Below are 26,115 nucleotides of genomic sequence, written 5' to 3'. Positions count from 1 at the left end.
AAAGGACAGCTGATATGAGCCAACCAGAAATAAATAAGATTTCCGAAAAGGCAGAAAAAATCAGAGAGCAGTTGAATCGCTACGCCTATGAGTATTATGTTCAAGATCAACCGACAGTAGAAGATTATATCTATGATCGGCTGTACCATGAATTGGCGGCGATTGAAGCGCAATATCCACAGCTCGTTACTGCTGACTCGCCCACACAGCGAGTCGGTGGACAAGTGCTTCAAGGCTTTGAAAAAGCAGTCCATGATCGTCCTCTTTACAGTTTGAGTGATGTATTCAGCAAAGAAGAGATTATTGCTTTTGACGAACGGGTAAAGAAGACGCTGGGAGAACAAGTCTCTTACGTGTGTGAATTGAAAATCGATGGACTTTCTATTTCGTTGCGTTACGAAGAAGGAATCTTCGTTCGAGGAGCGACTCGCGGAGACGGCACCGTAGGAGAAAATATCACGGAGAACCTGAAAACCGTCAAATCGATTCCTTTGCGTTTACAAGAACCAATATCTGTTGAGGTTCGCGGCGAATGCTATATGCCGAAAAAATCTTTTGTTTCGCTAAATGAACAAAGGGAAGAAGCTGGGTTGGATGTTTTTGCGAATCCGAGAAATGCCGCTGCCGGAAGTTTACGGCAGCTAGATACTAAAATTACGGCAAAACGTAACCTTAACACTTTTTTGTATACGGTAGCTGATTTTGGTCCATTGGAAGCACAAACCCAATTTGATGCGCTAAATGAATTAGCGCGGATCGGTTTTCGTACCAATCCGGAAAAACGTCTATGCAAAAATGTAGAAGAAATCTGGGCATACATTGAAGAATACCATGAAAAACGATTAGACCTGCCTTATGAAATTGATGGCGTTGTTATCAAGGTCAACGATTTCAATCAGCAGGATCAACTTGGCTTTACTGTAAAAGCGCCTCGTTGGGCAACGGCTTATAAATTTCCTCCTGAAGAAGCTCAAACAACAATTGAAACGATCGAATGGACGGTCGGCCGTACCGGTGTTGTAACGCCAACTGCGGTAATGACCCCAGTTCGTGTGGCTGGAACAACAGTTAGTCGTGCCTCGTTGCACAATGTTGATTACATCAAGATGAAGGATATCCGTTTACAGGATAGAGTAGTGATTTATAAAGCTGGGGATATTATTCCTGAAGTGGCACAAGTTTTGATCGACGAGCGTCCAGCTGATAGCCAGCCCTATCAGATTCCGACCCATTGCCCAATTTGCAACAGTGAATTGGTTCATTTGGACGAAGAAGTTGCCCTGCGGTGTATTAATCCAAAATGTCCTGCGCAAATCAAAGAAGGCTTGAGTCATTTTGTTTCGCGAAATGCTATGAACATTGATGGGTTAGGTCCAAGGGTTTTAGCTCAAATGTACGATCGTGGACTGGTTAAAGATGTCGCTGATTTGTATTCGTTAACGGAGGAACAACTGCTCACCTTAGATAAGATAAAAGAAAAATCAGCCAATAATTTATTGACCGCTATCGCACAGAGTAAAGAAAATTCAGTGGAACGTTTACTGTTTGGTTTGGGAATCCGCCATGTCGGTAGCAAAGCTGCGAAAATTCTAGCTGAATATTTTGGTAATCTATGGCAGGTTGCTGAGGCGAAAAAAGAAGAAATCATTCAGCTCGATGCAATCGGAGAGATCATCGCAGATAGTTTGGTGACTTATTTTGCTAATGAGGAGGTCCATGAACTTCTTCGTGAATTGGCCGAAGCTGGTGTCAATTTTGCCTATAAGGGAAAAACTATTAGGGAGCTTGAAAAAATAGAGTCTCCTTTTAAGGATAAAACAGTTGTTTTAACCGGAAAATTAACGCATTTTACGCGAGAAGAAGCAAAAGAGCGAATCGAAAACCTAGGGGGGAAAGTCACTGGTAGTGTTTCGAAGAAAACCGATATTGTCGTTGCCGGTGAAGAGGCAGGAAGTAAATTAGTCAAGGCGCAAACTCTTGGCGTCACTGTTTGGAATGAAGCAGAAATGGTCGCAGCAATCGAAGGGAGTCATGAAGATGAAAACTAAAAAAATACTTCTGTTGGGTGCGACCATATTTTTCTTAAGTGCCTGTGGAAATTTAGAAAATGGGATTTCCAATGTAAATGAAGGCGAGAAGACCAGTGGGGGAAGTATCACTACTGGTCGGGTGGATAATTCCGCTTACCAGGCATTGATGAAAGACGGACAATACCAAACCAGTGCTGCCCGCAAGTTAAATGCAGAGAAAATGACGGGCGGCTACAACCAGCAGAATTTTGAAGATGGGTTGTTACGGCTTTCTCATGAAACCTTCCCGGTGGATACGTATTATTTCCAAGAAGGACAAAAAATTGATGAGGAGACTCTTCGTTCTTGGTTGGATCGGGCAAGTGATGATAATCCGGATGGGCTTAATCCCAAAGATGAAAAAAAGCCGATTATCTTTCAGCAGTTGATGGAACAAGATTTCATTAAGGAAGACGGCAAAACCTTGGGAGGAATCAGTTTAGGCTTTGCATTTAATTCGGTGGATTATTCGGGAGATGAAGCAGTTGAAATCTCTCGGGATGAAATCATGGCAAATGCTCGTAAAACTGTCAATGCTGTACTGACCCGTGTGCGGAAAATTTCAGGTCTGGAAAAAGTGCCGATTATGGTTGGACTGTTTGAACAAGCAGCTAGAGAAGACATTCGAGGCGGAAATTATATTTATTCTGCTGTGAGCAAGGATGGCGGGACGACCATTGATCAGTTTGATAGGGTCACTGAAGCGCACGTCACTTTACCAGTGGCTTCTGGAGAGAAAAACAATGCGACACAAGACGGTTTGAATACGAAATTTACCAGCTTTCGTGATGCCATACAAGGTTTCTTCCCAGAATTAGCGGGAGTAACCGGTAGTGCTTATTATGTCGAAGATCAGGTGCAAGCAGTAACAATGAGCATCTATTCAAAATATTATAGTAAAACTGAGATTACCAGTTTTACCCAATTTATTGGAAAACAAATCGAATCAATTTTTGAGGGGACTTCCGGGACAATCGAGGTTCAAATCAATTCCATCGACGGTCCGCAAGCCTTTATAGCAAAAAAAGCAGGGGAAAAAGAAGTAATTTCCTATGTTTTTAATTAGTTACTTGCAAAATTGCGTGAAGTATTTCATTATAAGTAAGGAAAATCAAAAAAAGAGTTGTACGAAGATTTTTAGAAAGAAGGGGTACAATGGCGATTAGTGAAGAACAAGTCAAACATGTAGCAAAATTAGCAAAGTTATCTTTTTCAGATGCTGAGCGACATGAATTCACAACGCAATTAGGAAAAATCATCGATATGGTGGAATTACTCGATGAGGTAGACACACAAGGAGTGCCGTTCACTTCAAATGTTGTTGAAACAGTGAATGTTATGCGACCAGATCGCGCGCAAGCCGGTTGGAATCGTGATGAATTATTAAAAAATGTTCCAGAATCAGAAGATGGCTTTATTAAAGTACCGGCAATCATCGAAAATGGGGAGGCTGGTGCATAATGGAAAAACTATATGACAAAACTTTAGAGGAATTACACGCATTGCTTGTTTCAAAAGAAATCACTTCAGTGGATTTGACTAAAGCAATTTTTGACCGGATCAAAGAAACAGAACCGGAAATCGATGCGTTCATCACCACAGTAGAAGAAAAAGCTTTGGCCCAAGCAAAAGCGATTGATGAAAAAGGAATTTCAGAAGACAACGTATTGGCAGGAATTCCTATTGGGATCAAAGATAATATTGTTACAAAAGATATTCTGACGACAGCAGCTTCAAAAATCCTGTCAAATTTTGAACCAATCTATGATGCAACTGTCATGGATAAATTGTATCAAGCAGATATGATTCCAGTTGGTAAATTGAATATGGATGAATTTGCGATGGGGGGCAGTACTGAGACCTCTTATTTCAAGAAAACAAAAAATGCATGGGATCATTCTAAAGTTCCTGGCGGTTCTTCAGGTGGTTCGGCTGCAGCTGTTGCGGCCGGTCAAATTCCAGTTTCATTAGGGAGTGACACAGGTGGTTCGATTCGTCAGCCAGCTTCATTCAATGGAATCGTGGGCATGAAGCCGACTTATGGCCGTGTGTCTCGTTTTGGCTTGATTGCTTTTGCTTCCTCATTGGATCAAATCGGACCAATGACCCGTACCGTCAAAGACAATGCCTTGGCACTAAATGCCATCAGTGGTTTTGATGAAAAGGACGGTACATCTTCCGGTATTTCTGTTCCTGATTTTACTGAAGGATTGACGGGAGAAATCAAAGGAATGAAAATTGCTTTGCCAAAAGAATATTTAGGCGAAGGGGTTCAACCCGGCGTGAAGGAAGCAATTTTGAAAGCTGCAGAAACCTTTAAAGAATTAGGGGCAACAGTGGAAGAGGTCAGCTTGCCTCATTCAAAATATGGCGTAGCTGTCTACTACATTATTGCTTCATCAGAAGCAAGTTCAAATCTGCAACGTTTTGATGGAATCCGTTATGGCTTCCGATCTGAAAATGTCAAAAATTTGGAAGATGTTTATGTAAATTCTCGTAGTGAAGGGTTTGGTACCGAAGTAAAACGTCGGATTATGTTGGGGACTTTCTCATTAAGTGCTGGCTATTATGATGCCTACTTCAAAAAAGCCGGTCAAGTTCGGACAATGATCAAACAGGACTTTGAAAAAGTTTTTGCAGATTACGACTTGATTATTGGTCCAGCATCACCGACTGTAGCTTTTGGAATCGGTGAAAACATCAACGATCCAATCACTATGTATATGAGTGATATTTTGACGATTCCTGTAAACTTAGCAGGACTTCCTGGAATGTCAGTTCCAGCAGGTTTCTCGGAGGGCTTACCTGTAGGATTACAAATCATCGGCAAGCACTTTGATGAAGCAACGATGTACAAAGCAGCCTATGCCTTTGAACAAGCAACAGAATTTCACAAGAAAAAACCAGCGATTTTAGGGGGAAATGCGGAATGAATTTTGAAACAGTCATTGGATTAGAAGTCCACGTAGAATTAAAAACCAACTCTAAAATCTTTTCACCGGCACCCGCTCATTTTGGAGCAGAACCAAACAGCAATACCAATGTAATCGACTGGGGATATCCAGGTGTGCTACCGGTTATGAACAAAGCCGCAGTAGAATTTGGAATGAAAGCTGCCCTTGCGTTAAACTGCGAAATTTCAAGAGACACGCATTTTGACCGGAAGAATTATTTTTACCCTGACAATCCCAAAGCATATCAAATTTCACAATTCGATCAACCTATTGGGCATGATGGATGGATTGAAATTGAGGTTGAAGGCAAGAAGAAAAAAATTCGAATTGAACGAGTCCATTTAGAAGAAGATGCCGGAAAAAATATGCATGGTATCGGCGGTTATTCTTATGTTGATTTGAACCGTCAGGGAACACCGTTGATCGAAATCGTTTCTGAAGCAGATATGCGTTCACCAGAAGAAGCTTATGCCTATTTGGAAGCCTTACGTTCCATCATCCAGTTTACGGAAGTTTCCGATGTGAAGATGGAAGAAGGCTCCATGCGCTGTGATGCGAATATTTCTTTACGTCCTTATGGGCAAGAAGAGTTTGGAACAAAAACTGAATTAAAAAATCTGAACTCCATGAGCTTTGTAAAAAAAGGATTAGCATTTGAAGAAGTACGGCAGGCAAAGGTTCTGTTATCTGGTGGAGAAATTCAGCAAGAAACCCGCCGTTTTGACGAAACTACCAATAAAACACTTTTGATGCGTGTGAAAGAAGGGTCAAGTGATTATCGTTACTTCCCAGAACCTGATATTCCGCGATTCGTTATTGATGATGAGTGGATTGCTCGAGTAAAGGCAACCCTGCCTGAATTACCAGCTGCTCGCAGAGTACGTTATGTCAATGAACTTGGCTTGCCAGAATACGATGCAAAAGTGCTGACTCTATCAAAAGAAATGTCGGATTTCTTTGAAGAAACATTGAAAGATGGCGCAGATGCCAAGCAAGCCTCCAACTGGTTGATGGGTGAAGTTTCTGCTTATCTAAATAGTGAAAAGCTTGAGTTGGCTGAAACGAAATTGACACCAAGCAATTTGGCGGGGATGATCCAGTTGATTGCAGACGGTACCATCAGTTCAAAAATTGCGAAAAAAGTTTTCCGTGAATTAATTACTAACGGTGGCAGTGCCAAAGAAGTGGTGGAAGCAAAAGGATTGATCCAATTGTCAGATCCTGCACAGCTTTTACCAATCATCAATGAAATTTTAGATAAAAACCAACAATCAATTGAAGACTTCAAAAACGGGAAAGATCGTGCCGTTGGTTTCTTAGTAGGGCAGCTTATGAAAGCCACGAAAGGAAAGGCAAATCCGGCAGTTGTAAATAAACTGTTGCAAGAAGAATTAGCAAAACGGTAAGAGGGGCAATCATGAAAAAAGCTAGAGTAATCTATAATCCAACTTCAGGAAAAGAAACCCTTAAAAGAAATCTTGCAGACATTTTAGATGTATTGGAACGTGCTGGCTATGAAGCCAGCGCGTTTGCCACTACACCGGAACCAAATTCCGCAATGTTTGAAGCAAAACGTTCGGGAGAGGCTGGCTTTGATCTTGTGGTGGCAGCTGGAGGAGACGGCACGATCAATGAGGTCGTAAATGGTATCGCACCTTTGGCGAATCGTCCAAAAATGGCAATTATCCCAGCTGGAACAACGAATGATTATGCTCGAGCATTGAAAATTCCAAGAGATAATATTCGTGATGCCGCCGAAGTGATTTTGAAAAATCAGACAATCAAAATGGACATCGGAAAAACGACAGATAATTATTTCATTAACATCGCTGCGGGGGGACATCTGACAGAATTGACCTATGATGTACCTTCTGAATTGAAGAGTACCTTTGGTTATTTGGCTTATCTTGTTAAGGGAGCAGAGTTGCTGCCGCGAGTTAAACCAATCAAGATGCATCTCAAATATGACGATGGAGAATATGATGGAAACGCCTCAATGTTTTTCTTAGGATTAACCAATTCAGTTGGCGGCTTCGAGCAAATCGTTCCTGATGCTACCTTAGATGACGGAAAATTCTCTTTGATTATTGTGAAAACTGCCAATATTTTTGAAATCGTTCATTTAGTGGCACTAATGTTAAATGGTGGCAAGCATGTCAATGACAAACGGTTGATCTATACGAAAACGTCGAAGCTGGTAGTTGAAGCACCAACTTCAGAAGGACGGTTAATGATCAATTTAGACGGGGAATACGGCGGTGATGCACCGATGACCTTCGAAAATCTCCATCAGCATATTGAAATGTTTGCCAATATTGATGAAATACCAGATGATGCGCTAGTTGGTACTGAGGAAGAGGATTACGAAGAAGTCAGCAAAGGATTTATCAAAGAGGTAGAACGGCTGACGGATGAGGATATTGATGGCGACGGCAAAGTTGCTGAAGAAAAAAAGTAAATTAAAGCACTTTACTTTGCACGAAAAGCGTAGTAAAGTGTTTTTCTATTGCATGGTCACAAAAGTCAAAAATTAGGAGTAAATAATGAAAGACTACCCAATCAAAAAAAATGAACAGCATACGGTGGAGATCATCGATTTGACCCATGAAGGTATGGGAATTGCTAAATTTGATCACTATCCTGTATTTATTGAAAATGCATTACCTGGCGAAAAAGTCCGCATCAAAATTTTAAAAGTTGGACCTAAATTTGGCTTTGGAAAAATCAGCGAATGGCTTGAAAAAAGTCCAGATCGTCAAGAAGTTGTCAATGAAGAATTACTTCGTACTGGAATTGCACCTTTAAGCCATCTAAGCTATGAACAACAGCTTTTATTCAAGCAAAAACAAGTGAAAAATCTTTTGCAACGGGTGGCAAAATTGCCGGATGTTCCTGTTTTGGATACGATTGGTATGGCGGTACCTTCCCATTATCGGAACAAAGCACAAATTCCTGTCAAAAAAATTGACGGCAAGCTACAAACAGGTTTTTACCGAAAAAATAGTCATGATCTTGTGCCAATTGAGGATTTCTATATTCAGGATCCAGCAATTGATGCTGCTATCATCACTGTTCGTGAGATTTTGCAACGCTTCAACGTAAAAGCCTATAATGAAGAAGCACATGAAGGTTTCTTACGGCACATCGTTATTCGTCGCGGACATTACTCCCATCAAATGATGGTGGTTTTGGTGACCAAAAAAGAGAAATTCTTTAAAGGAAAAGAAATTGCATCCGTAATCCATGATGAAATTCCTGATGTAGTTTCTGTGATCCAAAATATCAATGAAGAAAAAACCAATGTCATTATGGGAGAAAAGGAAGTTGTTTTGTATGGTCAAGCCTACATTGAAGATCAACTTTTAGGCAACACGTACCGAATTTCAGCGAAATCCTTCTACCAAGTCAATACCCAGCAAACAGAATTGCTGTATCAAACAGCTATTGATTTTGCTGATCTGCAAAAGGATGATATTGTAGTCGATGCTTATTCAGGTATCGGAACTATCGGATTGTCGGTAGCCAAACGAGTAGCCCATGTTTACGGAATGGAAACCATTGAAAGTGCTGTTGCCGATGCAAAATATAATGCTGAAAAAAATGGAATCGACAATGCAACCTATTTAGTCGGAAAAGCAGAAAAAGTTATGCAGCAGTGGGCACGAGAAGATGTGAATCCTACTGTGATTTTCGTTGATCCCCCCCGCAAAGGACTGGAACCAAAATTCATTGAAGCTGCCAGTGATGTAGCTCCGGAAAAAATTATTTATATTTCTTGCAACCCGGCAACTCTTGCTCGTGATTTGGCACTTTTTGCTGAAAAAGGCTATGAGACTAAAAAGATTCAGCCAATTGATTTGTTCCCACAAACATATCATGTGGAGTCAGTAAGTTTGCTTACTCGAGTGGAGAAGTAATTGAATTGATAGCTTTTCGAGAATTTGGATCTTAATCTGAATTCTCGATTTCTTTACTTAGGAGTGCTAACTTCAAGAAGATTTTGAGTTTACGCAACGAGGCTCTCTATCTAAAAGTCATTATTGCCAAGTGTTTTATATTCTGCTATCATGAGATTTTGTGATGTGGATAATGGAACTACTCCATTGATAGAAAATGAAAAGAGAAGCGTCGGTTGAGTAATAAGCCGTGAAGGTGGTGGAACAAATGAATTCAAAAGAAAAAATGTTAGAATTAATCAAGAAGAAACAGGGTGGCGGCAGATCCAAACAGATGGATACCCCGAAAAATGATCGCAAGCATATGCGAAAAGGTCCTAAAATTTTCAATAAATAAAGGTATAAAAACGGCGTACATTTTGTGCGCTATTTTTATACCCTCATCAAAAAATTACTTCTCAGAAAGCGAGATTTCCAAGTGATCATCTGGTAAATTTGTATCTTGTAGTATCGTATCAAGATAGTTTTTTAAAAAACTAGAATGTTCAGCAATCAACTGATAGCCTTCCTGTTGTTTTTCTTGCGCAACTTCGGTGTCGGAAAGAAAATCGTTTCCCGTAAAATAGAGATAATTCTTCTCTCCGACAAATGTGGCGCTAGGCTCTAGAACGGTTTTATCAAAAATATCCTGCCCTAGTAATTGCTCATAGGCCATCCGTTCCCCATCAAGAAGAAATAAATCTTTCAAATATTTCTGATGATGAAGCAGATTTTCTGCTGTTTCATGCTGTTCTTTTGCCCAAGTATCGACATCCAACGTTTTTCGATTATAGGTGATTTTTTGTGGTTGGATTGAAAGAATACCGTAGCCGTGGTCGGCAATGGCAAACGAACCGGTGACAATTTCTTTTGTGTCTAACTGTTGATCGGGATCGGCCATAATATCTTGAACATGAATGTGACCAGAAAAAACAACCGGAACCTTATAGTCTTTTAAAAGTTTCTTTAAGTCGTTGGTATTTTTTAAAACATAGCCTTGATGAACCAGCGCATTATGCTGATAAAGATTGTGGTGCATGAAAACCAAAGAAGTTTGTTTTGCTTTTTTTGCCTGCGTCAGTTGTTGTTTTAGCCACGACAAAGTTTCTTTTGATAGTTCTCCACCGGTTGGAGGGGCAGAGGAGCTGACATCCAACGTATAGATGTTTGAATCCAGAAAGATAAATTGGTAATGAGAATTGACCGAAATGCTATAACTCAAACTATCTGGATCAGTACTGTTTGCTAATTCATAGCCATCCGGAAAAATCTTTTTAAAATCTTCAGGACTGATTTGAGGAATTTTTTCTTGCTCTTCGCCGTGATAGGACCTTGCCCAACCATCGTGGATGTCGTGATTTCCGGGAATACATAAAAGTTTAATACCCTTTTTTTCAAGGGGACGAAACAAGTCTGCCATTTTTTCCGCACTTGCTTTTTCGCCGTTTAACGTGAGGTCACCGGTAATGATGATTCCCTCTGGTTTTTCTTGCCGGGCTTTTTCAATAAAGGCCTGCAAACTTTCTTCTTGGTAGTATAAATCTTTGCCAGCCGCTGTTTTTGTGATGTAAGTAAATTCAGGTCCGTCATCGTGCAACTCTGGCGCAATAAAGTGAACATCTGAAAGCACCCAAAAATCAGGAGCCTCTTTTTTCAACCATGAGGTTTTTTTTTCTCCGTGACTTGAAAGAAAGGTTCCAAATGCTACAAGAAGGAGTAGAAACCCGATTGTTGGTACTATCCATTTTTTCATTTTGTCATCTCTTCCCTATAAAATTTCCTATAAACCTAAAAAAAATGAAGTAAATTGAAAATAAATTGGTATGAACGTTATTTTTAGGTTACACTATAAGTATAACAAATATAGGAGGAGAGCGATGCGAAAAACATTTCAAGAAGTAATTGTTTCAATTTTGCCGATGACGGTCTTGATCACGATCTTGACATTTATTTTTGCACCTTTAGCAAAGGATGATTTAATTACTTTTCTAGTAGGTGCAGGAATCATGATGGTGGGAATGGCGTTCTTTTTATTTGGTGCAGAATATTCGATGTTGCGAGTGGGGGAATTAGTCGGCGAGTATATGATCAAACGACGTAATTTAGCAATTATGCTTAGTCTCGGCTTTGCAATCGGGATCGGAATCACTATTGCAGAACCATCTGTTCAGGTTCTTGCCCAGCAAGTGACGGATATTTCTGAAGGCGCAATCACAAAATTTTTATTAATCGGCGTTGTTAGTATCGGAACGGGGGTCTTTCTAGCTTTTGCCTTGTTGCGAGTAGTATTTAAAATTTCCTATTACAAGTTGATGCTGGTAGGATACATAGCGGTTTTGGCGGCTTCCTTTTTTACACCGCCAGAATTTATGCCGATTGCCTTCGATGCTGGAGGCGTAACGACAGGACCAGTTACTGTACCGTTTATTTTAGCTTTAGCTAGTGGATTGACTAGTATGATCCAACAAGGTAAGGGCGAGGATGACAGCTTTGGTATGGTTGGGATCTCATCACTGGGACCTATTTTAGCAGTAATGTTGTTGGGAGTGATTTTTCAGTGAGTTTACTTCAACAGATTTTTACCGGATTTGACGACATCATTAAGGATGTTTTGATGGCGATTTTTCCAATTATTTTGATTTTTGTATTGATGAATGCGTTTAGCTTCAAACTAAAAAAACAAAAATTTTGGAATATTATGAAAGGCTTTTTACTGACTACATTTGGCTTGATTCTATTTTTACATGGGGTTGAGATTGCTTATGTACCGGTGGGGCAACATTTAGGTTCTGCACTTGCATCTATGGAGAACAACTACATTCTGATTCCAATCGGATTAGTGATGGGCTTTCTAGTTGGTTTTGCCGAACCGGCGATCCATGTCATGGTTAAGCAAGTGGAAGAAGAAAGTGAGGGAACGATTCAAGGGAAAGTTTTACTAGCAGTCGTTTCTATCGGAATTGGTATTGCAGTTGCTCTTTCTATGTGGCGCTTGTTGGCAGGTTTTAGTCTGTACTATTTCCTGATTCCCGGCTATTTACTGGTTTTTATTTTAGGAAGAAAAGTGGATAAAATGTTTTTAGCAATGGCCTTTGATAACGGGGGCGTTGCCACCGGACCAATGTGTTCTACCTTTATTTTATCGATGGCAGTAGCTATTGCCGCGCAAATCGAAGGGCGCAGTCCGATGATTGATGGATTCGGCGTGGTTGCGATGATCGCCTTGACGCCAATCTTATCGACCTTAGCATTAGGCTATATTTATAAACGCAAACAAGAACGTGTTCTAAAACAGCGACAAGCATTACAAGAATCGGAGGAAAGAAGATGAATAGACCCGTTGCATTAAATTTGGAAATGATCGTGACCATCGTTGATAAGGGCGTTGGTTCTGAAGTGATCGGTTACTCAAAGGAGGCTGGCGCAAATGGCGGAACAGTCATCCATGCGAAAGGCTCCGGCGCTCATGACAGCGCCCGCTTTTTCGGAATTGAAATCGAACCGGAAAAGGATATCGTTTTGACACTTGTTCCTGATACATTAACGAATGAAGTGATGCAGGCGATTGGTAGTGGTATACAGATCAGCAAACCAGGAAACGGGATTTGTTTTAGTATCGACATTGATAAAGTGATTGGAATTACAGAAATCAATTCTTATCGTAAAGTTGTCGATATGGAACGATTATTGGACGAGGGAAAACAATAAAAAGAGGACAGAAACAGCTTGATTTCGCTGTTTCTGTCCTTTTTCATTTTGCTTCAACTAATTGCTGTTGCGCATCCAATCGTTTCAGCTCTTTGATCGCTTTGAAATAAGAATAGAGAAGTACAATGACGGAGCCAATCCAAGCAAGAGGAGAAGCTGCTGCAGCACCGGGATATTGGAAATAATGAGTCAGTACGATTGCTGCGAAGGAACGCATAATCAATTCCATCACACCGGCAATCGTTGGGATTTTTGTTTGTCCCAGACCTTGTAAGGTGTAGCGTAAAATAAACAAGATAGCTAAAATCCAGTACATACTGGAAGCAATATTAAAATAAATCTGAGCTAAGTGAAAAACCTCAACTTCGCTGGTATTTACAAATAAACGAACAAATTGCTTTCCGAAGAGGACCACAATGGCACCGGCAACAATACTGAAGCTGCAACTCATAATCAGACACTGTTTTACTCCTGTTAATATACGACCGTATTTTTTCGCCCCGAAGTTTTGTGCGGTGAAGGTTGCCATCGTTACGCCAAATGACATCATTGGCTGGGTAGCAAATTGGTCGATTCGTCCAGCCGCGGCTTGAGCGGCAACCACGTCTGTTCCTAGACTGTTTAAAGCGGATTGAAGGATAACAGCTCCAATAGCGATAATCGACGACTGGAAGGCCATTGGCAGCCCTGCATTCAAATGGACACGAATATTTTTCTTATCGAATTGAAAATCACTTTTTGTTAATTGGAGTAAGGGGATTTTTTTCTTGATATAAATAAAACACATGACACTGGCGGCAATTTGAGCAATAACGGTAGCATAGCCAGCACCAGCAACCCCCATTTTAAAATTAATAATAAAAACTAAATCCAAAACAACATTAATAATCACTGCGAAGATCAGAAAGAAAAGAGGGGTGCGACTGTCTCCCAATGCACGAACCATGTTTGAAAGCAAATTAAAGGCCATGGAAGCAAACATGCCTCCTAAAATAACGGAAATAAATTCCTGTGCTTGCTCCAAAATTTCTGGAGGAGTCTGCATCACCAAGAGTAATGGGCGCAGAAAAGCCAAACTTAAAATTGTTAGAAGTGTTGTAACGACTAGGCTGATTACGATGCTGACTGCAAAACTTCTTTTGACCCCGCGATAATCCTGCGCGCCAAAACGTTGAGCCGTAATAATTGACAGCCCGGCAGTTAAACCTTGAGCAAATCCGATAATCAAAAAAGTAATACTCCCAGTGGCCCCAACTGCTGCCAGGGCTTCTTTTCCGATGGTTTGTCCAACGATGATCATATCTACCATGTTATAGAATTGCTGAAAAATATTTCCGACGAGCAACGGAATAGTAAAAATAAAAATTAATTTTGCTGGGGTACCCGTGGTCAAGTCTCTCATACTTTATAACCCTCACTTTTTCATTTTCGCAAGTTACATACTATCACAGTTGAATGGAAACACAAGAGTAGAAATCAACAAAAATTCAATCAAAAATTAGGCATTTTGTTAGGGCTTGCAATCGTAAAATGTTCAGATAATAAATAGGGAATGACTTTTTTCAGTGAAACTGGGATAATCAATTCAAGAGAGGTGTAGCGAGATGGATGTCGTATTAATTCGTCATGGAGAAAGTGAAGCAAATTTTGAAAATTATTGGACGGGATGGTTAGACGTTCCGTTAACAGAAAAAGGGAAGGTGCAGGCGCAAGAAGCGGGAGAAAAGATTAAGGCTGCTCACATTGAATTTGATGCTGCTTACACTTCGGTTCTAAAGCGGGCACTGTTGACCTGTCACATCGTTTTGGAAGCAAGTAATCAACTCTGGGTTCCTACCTATAAGACTTGGCGGTTGAATGAACGCCATTATGGTGCATTAGTAGGTGAAAACAAGGATGAAATGGCTGAGCGTTTTGGAAAAGAACAGGTTCAGCGTTGGCGTCGGGATTTTTACGAAATGCCGCCCTTAGCTTCAGAAAATCATTTTGATCGACGGTATAATCATTTAGCCGCTAGAGATATTTCTCATGGGGAAAATCTGCAAATGACGGTTCAGCGGATCATTCCTTTATGGCAAGAAATAGCCCCCCTTCTTCGTTCTGGAAAAAATGTATTGATTGCCGGTCATGGGAATAGTTTGCGGGCACTGGTAAAATATTTGGAGAATATTCCAGAGAATCAAATGGATACGATCGACATTCCTAATGCCCAACCGATTTTGTATCGTTTAGATCCTCAGTTACGCATTATTGAGAAACAATTATTGTAAACTACGAACATTCATGAAAATTCAAAGACGCTTGTTCTGAAATTTTGTGAATAACTAGGCAAAGGTATGGTATACTATTGAAAAAAATTGGAGGATTCGCTGCATGAAAGCTATCTTAACAGTAATCGGCAAAGACAAGGTGGGAATTATCGCCGGTGTCAGCCAAAAATTAGCAGAACTTGAAATCAATATTTTAGATGTAACACAAACTATCATGGAGGAATATTTTACCATGATGATGATGCTGGAAATGGATGCGGCAGCCGATTTTGGGCAGATCAAACAGGAATTGGACCAAGTAGGGGCTGCTCTTGGTGTTAAAATTAGTATTCAAAACGAAGAAATTTTCAATGCAATGCACAAACTATAATTCGGAGGAAAACAATGGAAACAAAACAAGTTTTAGAAACGATCCGAATGGTAGAAGAAGAAAATCTGGACATTCGGACCATCACAATGGGAATTTCTTTACTGGATTGTATTGATGCAAGTACGGAAAAAACCTGTCAGAAAATTTATCAAAAAATTACTGAAAAAGCCAAAAACTTGGTGAAGGTTGGAGAAGATATTTCAACGGAATTCGGTATTCCAATTATTAACAAACGGATATCAGTAACACCAATTGCAATCATTGCTTCCGCAAGCGGCGGGCAGGATTGCGTTCAATTTGCAAAAACATTGGACAAAGCGGCAAAAGCAGTAGGCGTGAACTTTATCGGTGGCTACAGTGTGTTAGTCGAAAAAGGGTACCAAGGTGCAGATCTGCCGCTGATTCATTCCATTCCGGAAGCTTTGGCAGAAACAGAATTTGTTTGTTCTTCTGTCAATATCGGTTCTACACGTGCTGGTATCAACATGGATGCAGTGAAACTAATGGGTGAAACGATTAAAAAAACGGCGGCTGCTTCTGATATGGGCTGTGCAAAGCTGGTAGTTTTTGCCAATGCGGTTGAGGATAATCCTTTTATGGCAGGAGCTTTTCATGGAGTTGGGGAAGCAGATTGCGAGATCAATGTTGGTGTCAGCGGTCCGGGAGTAGTGAAGCGGGCGTTAGAAAAAGTCAAAGGAGAACCTTTTGATGTAGTGGCGGAAACCGTCAAAAAAACAGCTTTCAAAATTACTCGTATGGGACAATTGGTGGGCAGAGTTGCTTCCGAGCGTCTAAATGTTCCGTTTGGAATCGTTGATTTGTCATTGGCCCCAACACCAGCTGTTGGAGATAGCGTTGCGCTGATTTTGGAAGAAATGGGATTAGAGTCAGTTGGAACCCATGGAACGACAGCAGCATTGGCTTTACTGAATGATGCAGTGAAAAAAGGCGGCGTAATGGCTTGTAACCATGTTGGGGGATTATCCGGAGCTTTCATTCCGGTTTCCGAAGATGCGGGAATGATTAAAGCCGTGGAAAACGGGTATTTGAATCTTGAAAAATTAGAAGCGATGACGGCTATCTGTTCGGTTGGTCTGGATATGATTGCTATTCCGGGAGACACACCAGCAGAAACGATTGCTGCAATGATTGCTGATGAAGCAGCTATCGGTGTTATCAATCATAAAACTACCGCTGTTCGAATCATTCCGGCAAAGGATAAAAAAGTTGGTGACCTGGTTGAGTTCGGTGGTCTTTTAGGAACTGCACCGGTAATGAAGACCAATCAAGCAGCTTCTACCGATTTTATACAGCGCGGGGGCAGAATCCCAGCGCCAATTCATTCATTTAAGAATTAGGAGAAAAACATGTTTCATTCATATATTTGGGATTTTGACGGGACGTTATTTGACACGTACCCTATCATGTTAGACGGCTTTATTCAAGCGTTGGCTGATTATCAGATCAACGCAGAACCGAAAAAAATTTATCGTTTACTAAAAGAACACTCATCAAAAGCAGTAGCAGAGACCTACCAGTTGGATTTTGCGGAATTTACTGAACGGTTTCATCAAAAAGAAGCAATGGATCAACGGCAGCCGGTAGTATTTCCAGAAGTTTACGATACCTTGAAGGCGATAATTCAAGCGGGAGGAAAAAATTATATTTTGACCCATCGCACCGTTGCTTCAACAAAAGAACTTTTAGCAAATGCTGGAATGTTGGAATTTTTTGAAGAAATTGTTGGACCTGAATACCAATTTCCAAGAAAACCAGATCCAAGTGCCATCAACTATCTCGTTGAAAAATACCACTTGCCAAGAGAAAGTACGGTCATGGTAGGGGATCGTCCAATGGATATCGATGCAGGCAAAAGTGCCGGGATCAAAACGTGTTTTTACGATATTGACTATTTTTTGTCTGAGATTTCAGCCGACTTTACGATTCATCACATGAGTGAGATTCTCACTTTGAATAAGTAGAACGAAACAACTATCTTTTGGGTAGTTGTTTTTTTTCGCAGAAAACTATTTTTTTAGCGAACTTATTAATGAAGGAGGAAAAATAATGGAAAAACTAAAACTATGTTGGAAAAATTATCGACTTTTTGTATGTTTAGGAAGTATTACTTTGCTCATTCTTTGTGGTGTGGCATTTATCTACTTCCAACGGACCTTTACTGCCGAGACGAGTTGGGATCTAGCAGAAGAAAGTCAGGAAAGTTCAGTGTCGTCAGAAACGAGGACAACAGAAAAAACCGAGATTCTTATAGATATCAAAGGAGAGGTGAAAAAGCCAGGTGTCTACTCGTTAGAGCCAAATGCACGCATTCACGAGGCAGTTTTGTTAGCGGGAGGCTTGACAGAAGCAGCAGATGAAAAGGCATTAAATTTAGCCGCCATTTTGGTTGACCAACAAATGATCTATGTTCCAAATAAAGAAGAAACGGAAGTGATAATGCATCCACAAATTCAAGAAGTATCAGCTGCTGATTCGACACAAATCAATATCAATACAGCAACAATCAGTCAACTACAAGAATTATCTGGTATCGGTGAAAAGAAAGCCCAAGCGATCATTGACTATCGGGAAGAAAATGGTCCATTTGCTTCTGTCGAGGATTTGACAGAAGTTTCAGGTATTGGTGAAAAGACGGTTGAAAAATTGAAACCTTCCATTACAATATAAGTAATAACGATGATTAGGAGAGAACGTATGACTTTTGAACGAATCCCTTGGGACCAATATTTTATGGCGCAGGCAGCTTTGCTGTCCTTGCGTAGTACGTGCACACGACTGGAAGTAGGAGCTACTTTAGTGAAAGACCGTCGGATTATTGCAGGCGGATATAACGGGTCTGTTAGTGGAGATGTTCATTGCATTGATGATGGGTGTTCTGTCGTTGATGGTCATTGTATTCGAACGATCCACGCAGAAATGAATGCCATCCTTCAATGTGCAAAATTAGGCGTCTCGACAGAAGGTGCGGAGATTTATGTCACGCATTTTCCTTGTTTGCCTTGTACCAAAGCAATCCTACAAGCAGGCATTAAAACGATTCATTATATGAATGATTATCGAAACAATGAGTACGCTTTAGACTTGATTCAGCAGGTGGGGGCGTCTGTTCATCAAGTTGTTTTGGAACCTAAATATTTCACCAAACTTTCTTTCGGAGAGTTGAGTGAAAAAAACAACCCTTGATTGGACACTGCGCAATCAGCTTATTTTCCCGAGTTTGCTGGTTGCGACTTTTTGCAGTGGATGGCTATTTTCAGCCTATGGGTTCTGTCTTTTTGGCATCTATCTATTTATTTTTCTTTGCTGTAAAAGAAAAATTGCTTTATTACTTTTGGCACTGTTTTGCGGGTTGATCGTTTTAGTTTTGGGAATCAGCAGCTTACCAAAAATGATATCACCCGGAAAAACAGAAATGATCCTTCAAGTAGAACCAGACACTATCCAATTGAAAGAAAATCTTGTAACTTTTGATGGAGAGGATCAACAGAAACGTCGCTTTCGCTGTTCTTATCAACTAAAAAAGCAAACAGACCATGAAATGTGGCAACAGCGAAAAAATTGGCAGGTTCGAATCCGTATCAAAGGAGAAATACAACTGGGACAATCGCAAAGAAATCAATACGGGTTTGATTATCAGCGGTATCTGAAGATTAACGGGTATTCCGGAATTTTAAAAATCCATCGTATCGAGAAAAAGCAGGCAATTTCGAAAGTATTTTCAATCAGAGGTTTGCGTGCGGGTTTGATTGATCATATCGAAAAAAGTTTTTCGACAAAGAGCAGTGTCTATGTATCGGCACTGTTGACAGGTTACAAAGACCAGCGCTTTGAGGAATTGACGGAGATTTTTGCGCCAGCTGGAGTGTTGCATCTGTTTAGTATCTCAGGCATGCATGTCTATTTTTTTCTGGGAGGAATCGAAAAGTTAGTTAGAAGACTTCGCTGGACACCACAGGAAACTTTTCCACTTTTTTGTCTGATTACAATAGTGTTGATTGGCTTGATGGGTGGTGCTCCCGGCGTTTGGCGGGCTAGCTTGTTGTTTCTTTTGAGATTGTTCACACAAATGGTTCCGGTAAGACTTTCGGCAATGGATTGTTTTGCTCTCGTGTTACTTGTTTTACTTATTTTGGACCCGGCAGTAGTGGTCAAAACTTCCGGACTGCTTTCTTTGATGATGTCTTGGCTGATTTTGTGTCAACCTAAAGCAAGCGGTTGGTTGAGGCTGCTTATACGTTCCCAATGGCTCTCGCTTTTAGCTGCGCCATTGATTCTCTACCTCTTTTTTGAGTGGCCGTTGATGGGCGGAATTTTGACATTTCTCTTGGCACCGATTTTTCAGTTTATATTATTGCCGACTGCACTTCTTTTGCTTAGCTGGTCCTTTATTGGAAAAATTCCAGCGGTGTTTCTGTCAGGTTTTGACCAGCTGCTTACTTTGGTGGAGACCCTATCCGGTTTATTTCCGTGGCTTTGGCGAAGCGGGCAGCCACCATTTATAATTATGTTGTTGGGACTATTTGCAGGGGGCTTTTTTTATCAAAGGAAGAAGTATTGCAAAGCGATTATTTTTTGTTTGCTTCTGCCGACGCTACCTAATTTACTTTCAGTAGAAACAGCAGTGACCTTCGTTGATGTGGGACAAGGAGATGCCATTTTGCTGACTGCACCATTTCAGCGGGAAGTTGTATTGATTGATACCGGTGGGAAGTTGCAGTTTTTTTCTCAGAAAGGACAAAAAAGGAATGCTGACTACACCTTGCTGCCTTTATTAAAAGGAAAAGGAATCCGGAAAATCGATAAACTGCTGTTGACTCATGGAGATACGGATCATATGGGAGATGTACTTGCTTTAGCAAAGCATATTTTTATTGACACGGTTTATTTGACTAATGGGAGTCAACAACACCCAAACATCAAAAAAATGCTGGCTCAATTAGCGCCAAAAACGAAAATAAAATATGTAAAGGCCGGGGATCGAGTGGGTTCTTTTTTTCGATTGGAGGTTTTGCATCCTTTCAAAGAAGGAAAAGGGGAGAATGAAGATTCTATAGTTGTGGCAACAAAAGTCAAAGGGCAACGTTTCTTACTTACCGGAGATTTGGGGAAAGAAGGAGAGAAGCAGGTGCTTCGTCACTATCCTTCCTTGGCAGTGGATGTACTAAAATTAGGACATCACGGCAGTCGCACCTCAACAGATGCTGACTTTTTGAAAAAGGTTGCTCCGAAGCAGGCTATTATTTCATGCGGATTTGATAATCGCTTTGGTCATCCGCACGAAGAAGTTGTGACACTTTTAAAGGAACAAAATATTGAGATTTTGCGAACGGATCAGCAGGGAATGATCAGCTATCGTTGGAAAATTTGGCAAACAAAACCAACAATCTCAAAAATAAAAGAATAGAATTTGAGCTATTGAAATGGTAGGATGATTCTTGAAGGTGGGGAAATAATGAATACTCAAACAGCCTTGCAGGCGATTCGTTCACAGGAACTTCAGCCGCTTTATTTAGTACTGGGAACAGAGAAATATTTGCAGGATCAGATCCGTGATGCTTTTTTGAAACGTTTGGCAGTAGAGGATGACGATTTGAATTTTGCACAGTTTGATATGGAGAGAGATCCACTTGATAGTGTTCTCGCTGAAGCAGAGTCGGCGCCATTTTTCGGAGATCAACGACTGATTTTTGTGGAACGTCCGTATTTCTTTACAGCAGAAAAGAAAGCCAACGCTCCTGAACATGATATGGATGCTTTTTTGACCTATTTGAAACAGCCGAATGAAACTTCAGTTGTCGTGTTTTTTGCAGATTATGAAAAATTGGATGAGCGAAAAAAAATAACGAAGCAACTGAAAAAAGCCAGTGAACTAATCGATGTTCACCCCTTAAAAGAACCCGAAGTTCGGCGTTACGTGCAACAGACGATGGAAAATGATGGTCTGAAAATGGATCGTCAAACGATTGATCTTTTTTTACAGCTTACGGATCTAGATTTGAGCAAAACGATGCAAGAGTTGGAGAAACTGAAAATTTTTGCTGGGGAGACTCATTTTGTATCTAAGCAGGAACTGCTGCAATTGATTCCAAAAACGTTGGAACATAATATCTTTGATTTGACCGGAAATGTTTTAAGCGGCAATGTTGAGGCGGCGCTGAGGATTTATCAAGATTTGCATTTACAAGGGGAAGAAACCATCAAGATCAATGCGATCCTGATTGGGCAATTACGTTTATTACTACAAACACGAATTTTGATGAAAGCCGGGTACCAACAGGCAAAAATCGCTGAAACTCTTAAGATTCATCCATATCGGGTGAAACTAGCTATGCAGCAAGTTCGCAACTATCAAGAAGAAAATTTAGTGCGTTTACTTGACGAGTTGGTGGAAAATGACTATTTGATCAAAACCGGAAAAGTGGAAAAAGAGTTCGCTTTTCAATTGTTCGTGTTACAGGCAAGTCAAGATACGGTGAAATAGAGCATAACAAAAAAGCCTGAGAAATCAGGCTTTTTTGTTAAACAGTGGAAAACCAACCGTTTGATTATTTTGCGATTTTTTTGCTTAAACGAGATTTGTCGCGATTTGCTTTGTTTTTGTGGATTAATCCTTTTGACTCAGCCATATCGATTGCTTTAACAGCATCTTTGTATAACGCATCTACGTTATCCGCACCAGCTTCAACTGCTTGGTCAAATTTTTTGACAGCAGAACGCATAGCGCTTGATTGAGATGAATTTTTCGCGTTGGCAACTTCGCTTGTACGTACGCGTTTGATTGCAGATTCAATGTTTGGCATGTATTTCACCTCCGAAAAAAAAGTTCTTATACGAAATTTCGTATAAATCAACACTAGTCATTATACCTAAACCTTGAGTTCATTGCAATAAAAGTTGTAAAGAAAATTTACTTAACAGAAGAAATTTATTTTTTTCAGGAAATGAAAAGAATCTTATTATCGGCAAATTACCCATGTTATCAAGAGATTTTACTTTGAATTGGTGTTTTAAACCTGTTTTTTCAAAAAAAACTAAGCAACAATTCTGGATATGTGCTATGATAACAACGGAAAAATTTTTTGGTGGTGTATTATTTGAGTATTGCATTAGTAATAACAGTCACACTCGTTATGGGTGTAATTTTTGTAAACGGTTGGACAGATGCGCCCAACGCAATCGCAACTGCCGTTTCTACGCGTGTTTTAAAACCAAACGTTGCAATTTGGATCGCCGTAGCCATGAATTTTTTGGGTGCGCTCGTGATGACAGCGTTTAACGCGCAGGTTGCAGAAACAATCAGTAATATCGTTTCTTTTGATGCCCAAGGCAATATCGGTGCATCGCAGGTCGCTTTGGCGGCGGCGCTTTTTTCTATCGTTGTATGGTCGGTAGCGGCTTGGTACTTCGGTATTCCAACCAGTGAATCTCATGCGCTGATTGCCGGATTAACCGGCTCGGCAATGGCTTTAGGTGGTTTGGATGCGGTCAACGGACAAGAATGGATAAAAGTTCTTATCGGGCTTGTCGTTTCTACTGTGATGGGTTTTGGCGGTGGGTACTTAATTGCCAAACTGATTGCAGTGATTTTCCGAGATGTTCAGCGTCGGGCAGCAAATAAATTTTTCACCATTGGGCAGGCAATTGCAGCTGCCGCAAATGCTTTTTTGCATGGTGCACAAGATGGTCAGAAATTTATGGGGGTTTTTATGCTGGGTCTTTATTATAATAACCTGGTTGAAAAAACCGGCAATGGCTTTGTTATTCCTTTGTGGGTGATGGCGTTGTGTTCCTTGACGATGGGCTTTGGTACTTCGGTCGGTGGAATGAAGATCATAAAATCTGTTGGTATGGATATGGTGAAGATTGAAAAATATCAAGGCTTTTCAGCGGATGTTAGTGCAGCAATCTGTCTTTTTCTTGCGTCAGTTTTTGGGATTCCGGTTTCTACAACCCATACAAAAACCACTGCAATCATGGGTGTTGGCGCTTCTCGTCGATTATCCAGTGTTGATTGGCGGATCGTAAAGGAAATGATATTTGCCTGGGTAATGACCTTCCCGGGATGTGGATTGATTGCCTACGTCATGGCAAAATTATTTGTAGCAATTTTTTAAGGAGAGAATTCGATGGCACGGAAAAAACAATTTGACTTTTTTGAGGCAATGGAACATTTGGCAGCCAATGCGCATAGCGCCGCAGAGATTCTGCTGAATCTAGTTGGTAACTATTCACCTGACAATTTAGTGTCAGAGTCGGAAAAAATCCATGAGTTGGAACGCGAAGGAGATCGAATCGTTACTGAACTGACCAATGAGCTGTATGATGCATTTATTACACCAATCGATCGCGAAGATATTTTAGTTATTTCTGAACGAATTGATGATATTTTAGATGGAATCAATGGAATGACTTATCTCTTCGAAAACCTAGTAATTACTGAAATGCGAAAAGATACAGATACCTTTGCTGAAATGGTAGCAAAAGCAGCTCAAGGGGTGCATACCGCTACGAAAGAATTTCACAAATTTAAAAATTCAAAAATATTGCGCAAGATGATTGATGAAGTAAATCATACGGAATCTGATGCAGACCGACTTTATTCTGATTTGAAAAAAGAACTGTTTACTGCAGAAATCAATGTGGTGGAAATCATCAAATGGAAAGACATCTACGATCGTTTTGAAGAAATCATCAATGCCAGTGAAGATGCTGTTGATATCATCGACGGAATGGTTATTAAAAATACGTAAACAAAAAAACGAAAAACCCGCAAAGGTTTTTCGTTTTTTTGTTAGGCAGCAGAATCACTCTTCTGCAAATTGTAAATTTCACACTCCAGACAGGCGGAATCTACGGAGGGGACTTTCGGCATTCTTAGTAGGCGCAAGCCATTTAGAATCACAAGAATCGTACTGCCTTCATGACCGATAACACCCAGTGGTAAATTTAAAATTTGGAAGAAGTTAGACAAAATCAATAACCCGATGACGCCAACTGAAAAGACGATGTTTTGTTTGATTACCCGTTGCAATTTTAAGGCGTGAAGATGCACTTGCTGTAATTTGATAAGCTCATTTTTCATCAATACCATCTCTGCGACATCTACGGCAAGATCCGTTCCTTCTCCCATAGCGATTCCCACTGAGGCGCTAGCAAGAGCAGGTGCGTCATTGATACCATCTCCCACCATAGCAATTTCTCCTTGCTGTTTAAGTGCGGTGATGATTTTTGATTTATCATCTGGCAGGCAATCCGCATGAAAGTCATCCAGCGCAATTTTTTTGGCAATGACTTCAGCGGTTCCCTGATGGTCACCGGTAAGCATTACAGTTTGAATGTTTTTCTTTTTAAAATAATTGATAACTTGATGGGCATCAGCCTTGGCGACATCCTGCAACGCAAAGAAAGCTAATAGCTCGTGGTCCCGTGCGTAGTAAATGATTGTTTTTCCGCTACTGGTGAAATTCTTGAGCATTGTGGTGTGTTCTTCACTCAAAGTTTGTTTGGGGTCATAAGCATGTTTTCCGACTTTCCAAGTTGCCCCTTGAAACTGAGTTTGTAATCCAAAACCCGTGATTTCTTCAATTTCTAGCGCAGCAAATTGAGGATCAATCGTCAGATCGAAGTAATTGATAATCGCATCGGCTAATGGATGAGTAGTTTTTGCTTCCATAGCGACAATTAATTGTCGAATTGTGGGAGAGTCCTGCAAAAAGACTGCATCCGTTACGATTGGTTTTCCTTCTGTCAGGGTACCGGTTTTATCAAAGGCAATTGTTTTTAATTGGGCAAAGCGTTCCAATGCTGCGCCGCCCTTTAGCAAAATGCCGTTTTTAGCACTGCTGGAAATGGCAGCTAAAGTCGCTGGTGTAGCAGAGGCGACTAAGGCACAGGGAGAAGCGACCACTAATAGAACCATTCCGCGGTAAAAGCTTTCTTCCCAACTCCAACCAATCAAATAATGGGGCAGGAGAATCATGAGCGGTACCGTCAGTAACACGATTTTTACATAGGTATTTTCAATTTTTTCAATAAAGGTGGCCGTTTTTGTCGGTTTTTGTTGCGCTTCTTCCACCAGTTTTACGATTTTTGCCATCAAAGTTTCATTGCTTGCTTTGGTAACGGTGACGATTAAAACATTTCCTAAATTCAATGTACCACCGTAGACGTCATCACCGCTTTTTTTCTCAACGGGAATGGATTCACCATTAACGGAGGCTTCATTGATGGCAGAATGTCCTTGCAAGATTTGTCCGTCAATCGGGATTGTTGCTCCCTTTGGTACTAAAACCTGATCATTGATGCTCAAGCTGGAAACAGGAATTTCTTCAGTAGACCCATCTGGCAGGTATTTTTGAGCAGTAGCAGGTTGAAGATTCATTAGGGAAGTGATCTCTTTTCGGCTTTTATTTGTTGTATATTCTTCAAGAAAACCACTTAAACAGAAAATAAAGGTCAGCATGGCTCCTTCAAACCAGTTGCCGATAATACAAGCACCAATTGCTGCTAAAGCCATTAACAGATCCACATTTACCCGTCGGTCATGGAACAACTCTTTCAAGCCTTCGGAGGTTTGTTTCCACCCGCCAAAAAAGATAGCTGTCAGAAATAATAAAGGGGCAATAATTGGAAGAAATAATCCGCTGATTGATCCGGCAATCATAAAAATCAAACAGAACACAGTGGAAAGAAATGCTTGTTTTTCAGTTTTACTCATAGGTTTTCCTCCTCTCAAATTCAGAATAGCATAGAGAAGTTCGTGAAGGATACAAAAAACCATCAATTGAG

General features: G+C 40.5%; 25 protein-coding genes. 21 read left to right on the top strand and 4 right to left on the bottom strand.

The window, feature by feature from the left end; genetic code table 11:
- The first annotated feature begins 14 nt into the window (after positions 1 to 14).
- The 8 genes from ligA (at position 15) to BN1875_RS13865 (ending at position 9,316) form a co-directional block, all read left to right on the top strand.
- Positions 15 to 2,048 (top strand): NAD-dependent DNA ligase LigA, encoded by a 2,034-nt coding sequence (gene ligA / locus BN1875_RS00730; RefSeq protein ID WP_048602965.1) that lies wholly within the window; start codon positions 15 to 17, stop codon positions 2,046 to 2,048.
- Positions 2,038 to 3,135, top strand: a complete 1,098-nt coding sequence (locus BN1875_RS00725) for a CamS family sex pheromone protein (RefSeq protein ID WP_048602964.1) — start codon at positions 2,038 to 2,040, stop codon at positions 3,133 to 3,135. The genes ligA and BN1875_RS00725 overlap by 11 nt, the downstream gene beginning before the upstream one ends.
- 89 nt (positions 3,136 to 3,224) lie before the next feature.
- Positions 3,225 to 3,530, top strand: coding sequence for an Asp-tRNA(Asn)/Glu-tRNA(Gln) amidotransferase subunit GatC (gene gatC, locus BN1875_RS00720; RefSeq protein WP_048602963.1), 306 nt, complete (start codon positions 3,225 to 3,227; stop codon positions 3,528 to 3,530).
- Positions 3,530 to 5,002 (top strand): Asp-tRNA(Asn)/Glu-tRNA(Gln) amidotransferase subunit GatA, encoded by a 1,473-nt coding sequence (gene gatA, locus BN1875_RS00715; RefSeq protein ID WP_048602962.1) that lies wholly within the window; start codon positions 3,530 to 3,532, stop codon positions 5,000 to 5,002. Before gatC ends, gatA begins: the two co-directional genes overlap by 1 nt.
- Complete coding sequence (gene gatB / locus BN1875_RS00710) at positions 4,999 to 6,429, top strand: Asp-tRNA(Asn)/Glu-tRNA(Gln) amidotransferase subunit GatB (protein WP_048602961.1); 1,431 nt, start codon at positions 4,999 to 5,001, stop codon at positions 6,427 to 6,429. The genes gatA and gatB overlap by 4 nt, the downstream gene beginning before the upstream one ends.
- 11 nt (positions 6,430 to 6,440) lie before the next feature.
- Positions 6,441 to 7,481 (top strand): diacylglycerol kinase, encoded by a 1,041-nt coding sequence (locus BN1875_RS00705; protein WP_048602960.1) that lies wholly within the window; start codon positions 6,441 to 6,443, stop codon positions 7,479 to 7,481.
- A gap of 85 nt (positions 7,482 to 7,566) precedes the next feature.
- Positions 7,567 to 8,940 carry a 23S rRNA (uracil(1939)-C(5))-methyltransferase RlmD gene (rlmD, locus tag BN1875_RS00700; RefSeq protein ID WP_048602959.1) on the top strand — a complete coding sequence of 458 codons (1,374 nt, stop codon included), beginning with the start codon at positions 7,567 to 7,569 and terminating at the stop codon, positions 8,938 to 8,940.
- 247 nt (positions 8,941 to 9,187) lie between these two features.
- Complete coding sequence (locus tag BN1875_RS13865) at positions 9,188 to 9,316, top strand: hypothetical protein (RefSeq protein WP_048602958.1); 129 nt, start codon at positions 9,188 to 9,190, stop codon at positions 9,314 to 9,316.
- 54 nt (positions 9,317 to 9,370) lie between these two features.
- Here BN1875_RS13865 and BN1875_RS00690 read toward each other — a convergent pair whose 3' ends face one another.
- On the bottom strand, positions 9,371 to 10,711 hold the full coding sequence (locus tag BN1875_RS00690; protein ID WP_048602957.1) for a metallophosphoesterase: 1,341 nt from the start codon (positions 10,709 to 10,711) through the stop codon (positions 9,371 to 9,373).
- A 124-nt stretch (positions 10,712 to 10,835) separates the two neighbouring features.
- On the opposite strand from BN1875_RS00690, the gene BN1875_RS00685 reads away from it, so the two are divergent.
- From BN1875_RS00685 to BN1875_RS00675, 3 genes are read left to right on the top strand one after another with little or no spacing between them, the layout of a single operon-like run.
- The gene (locus tag BN1875_RS00685) at positions 10,836 to 11,519 is read left to right on the top strand and encodes a DUF1538 domain-containing protein (RefSeq protein ID WP_048602956.1); all 684 of its coding nucleotides are present in this window, start codon (positions 10,836 to 10,838) and stop codon (positions 11,517 to 11,519) included.
- Entirely contained in the window at positions 11,516 to 12,289 is a 774-nt protein-coding gene (locus BN1875_RS00680; RefSeq protein WP_048602955.1) for a DUF1538 domain-containing protein, read from the top strand. The genes BN1875_RS00685 and BN1875_RS00680 overlap by 4 nt, the downstream gene beginning before the upstream one ends.
- Complete coding sequence (locus BN1875_RS00675) at positions 12,286 to 12,666, top strand: P-II family nitrogen regulator (protein ID WP_048602954.1); 381 nt, start codon at positions 12,286 to 12,288, stop codon at positions 12,664 to 12,666. Before BN1875_RS00680 ends, BN1875_RS00675 begins: the two co-directional genes overlap by 4 nt.
- A 43-nt stretch (positions 12,667 to 12,709) precedes the next feature.
- Here the strand turns inward: BN1875_RS00675 and BN1875_RS00670 are convergent, their stop codons facing one another.
- Positions 12,710 to 14,068: an MATE family efflux transporter gene (locus BN1875_RS00670; protein WP_048602953.1), complete on the bottom strand. Its 1,359-nt coding sequence runs from the start codon at positions 14,066 to 14,068 to the stop codon at positions 12,710 to 12,712.
- A gap of 202 nt (positions 14,069 to 14,270) precedes the next feature.
- Between BN1875_RS00670 and BN1875_RS00665 the strand changes: the two genes are divergently transcribed.
- From BN1875_RS00665 to holA, 8 genes are all read left to right on the top strand, one after another.
- Positions 14,271 to 14,936 carry a 2,3-bisphosphoglycerate-dependent phosphoglycerate mutase gene (locus BN1875_RS00665; RefSeq protein ID WP_048602952.1) on the top strand — a complete coding sequence of 222 codons (666 nt, stop codon included), beginning with the start codon at positions 14,271 to 14,273 and terminating at the stop codon, positions 14,934 to 14,936.
- 103 nt (positions 14,937 to 15,039) lie between these two features.
- The gene (locus BN1875_RS00660; protein ID WP_048602951.1) at positions 15,040 to 15,306 is read left to right on the top strand and encodes an ACT domain-containing protein; all 267 of its coding nucleotides are present in this window, start codon (positions 15,040 to 15,042) and stop codon (positions 15,304 to 15,306) included.
- A 14-nt stretch (positions 15,307 to 15,320) separates the two neighbouring features.
- Entirely contained in the window at positions 15,321 to 16,664 is a 1,344-nt protein-coding gene (locus tag BN1875_RS00655; RefSeq protein ID WP_048602950.1) for a PFL family protein, read from the top strand.
- Positions 16,665 to 16,673: 9 nt separating this feature from the next.
- Complete coding sequence (locus tag BN1875_RS00650) at positions 16,674 to 17,288, top strand: HAD-IA family hydrolase (protein ID WP_048602949.1); 615 nt, start codon at positions 16,674 to 16,676, stop codon at positions 17,286 to 17,288.
- Between the two features lie 85 nt (positions 17,289 to 17,373).
- On the top strand, positions 17,374 to 17,994 hold the full coding sequence (locus BN1875_RS00645; RefSeq protein WP_048602948.1) for a helix-hairpin-helix domain-containing protein: 621 nt from the start codon (positions 17,374 to 17,376) through the stop codon (positions 17,992 to 17,994).
- 27 nt (positions 17,995 to 18,021) lie between these two features.
- Positions 18,022 to 18,510, top strand: a complete 489-nt coding sequence (locus BN1875_RS00640) for a ComE operon protein 2 (RefSeq protein ID WP_048602947.1) — start codon at positions 18,022 to 18,024, stop codon at positions 18,508 to 18,510.
- Complete coding sequence (locus tag BN1875_RS00635; RefSeq protein ID WP_048602946.1) at positions 18,491 to 20,731, top strand: DNA internalization-related competence protein ComEC/Rec2; 2,241 nt, start codon at positions 18,491 to 18,493, stop codon at positions 20,729 to 20,731. The genes BN1875_RS00640 and BN1875_RS00635 overlap by 20 nt, the downstream gene beginning before the upstream one ends.
- A 48-nt stretch (positions 20,732 to 20,779) precedes the next feature.
- A complete protein-coding gene (gene holA / locus BN1875_RS00630; RefSeq protein ID WP_048602945.1) occupies positions 20,780 to 21,808 on the top strand; it encodes a DNA polymerase III subunit delta in 1,029 nt (342 codons plus the stop codon).
- 64 nt (positions 21,809 to 21,872) lie between these two features.
- On the opposite strand, the gene rpsT is transcribed toward holA, so the two are convergent.
- Positions 21,873 to 22,127 (bottom strand): 30S ribosomal protein S20, encoded by a 255-nt coding sequence (gene rpsT / locus BN1875_RS00625; RefSeq protein ID WP_048602944.1) that lies wholly within the window; start codon positions 22,125 to 22,127, stop codon positions 21,873 to 21,875.
- A gap of 330 nt (positions 22,128 to 22,457) precedes the next feature.
- Between rpsT and BN1875_RS00620 the strand changes: the two genes are divergently transcribed.
- Together BN1875_RS00620 and BN1875_RS00615 are read left to right on the top strand one after the other, a co-directional pair.
- Positions 22,458 to 23,441, top strand: a complete 984-nt coding sequence (locus tag BN1875_RS00620) for an inorganic phosphate transporter (RefSeq protein WP_082147214.1) — start codon at positions 22,458 to 22,460, stop codon at positions 23,439 to 23,441.
- A 12-nt stretch (positions 23,442 to 23,453) separates the two neighbouring features.
- Positions 23,454 to 24,077: a DUF47 domain-containing protein gene (locus BN1875_RS00615; RefSeq protein ID WP_048602942.1), complete on the top strand. Its 624-nt coding sequence runs from the start codon at positions 23,454 to 23,456 to the stop codon at positions 24,075 to 24,077.
- 41 nt (positions 24,078 to 24,118) lie between these two features.
- On the opposite strand, the gene BN1875_RS00610 is transcribed toward BN1875_RS00615, so the two are convergent.
- A complete protein-coding gene (locus BN1875_RS00610) occupies positions 24,119 to 26,044 on the bottom strand; it encodes a heavy metal translocating P-type ATPase (protein WP_069959611.1) in 1,926 nt (641 codons plus the stop codon).
- Positions 26,045 to 26,115: the final 71 nt, after the last annotated feature.

The organism is Enterococcus massiliensis (assembly GCF_001050095.1).
Taxonomy (GTDB): Bacteria; Bacillota; Bacilli; order Lactobacillales; family Enterococcaceae; genus Enterococcus_C; species Enterococcus_C songbeiensis.
The sequence above is the reverse complement of the archived record's forward strand: the minus strand, read 5'-3'. Positions and strand labels throughout refer to the sequence as shown.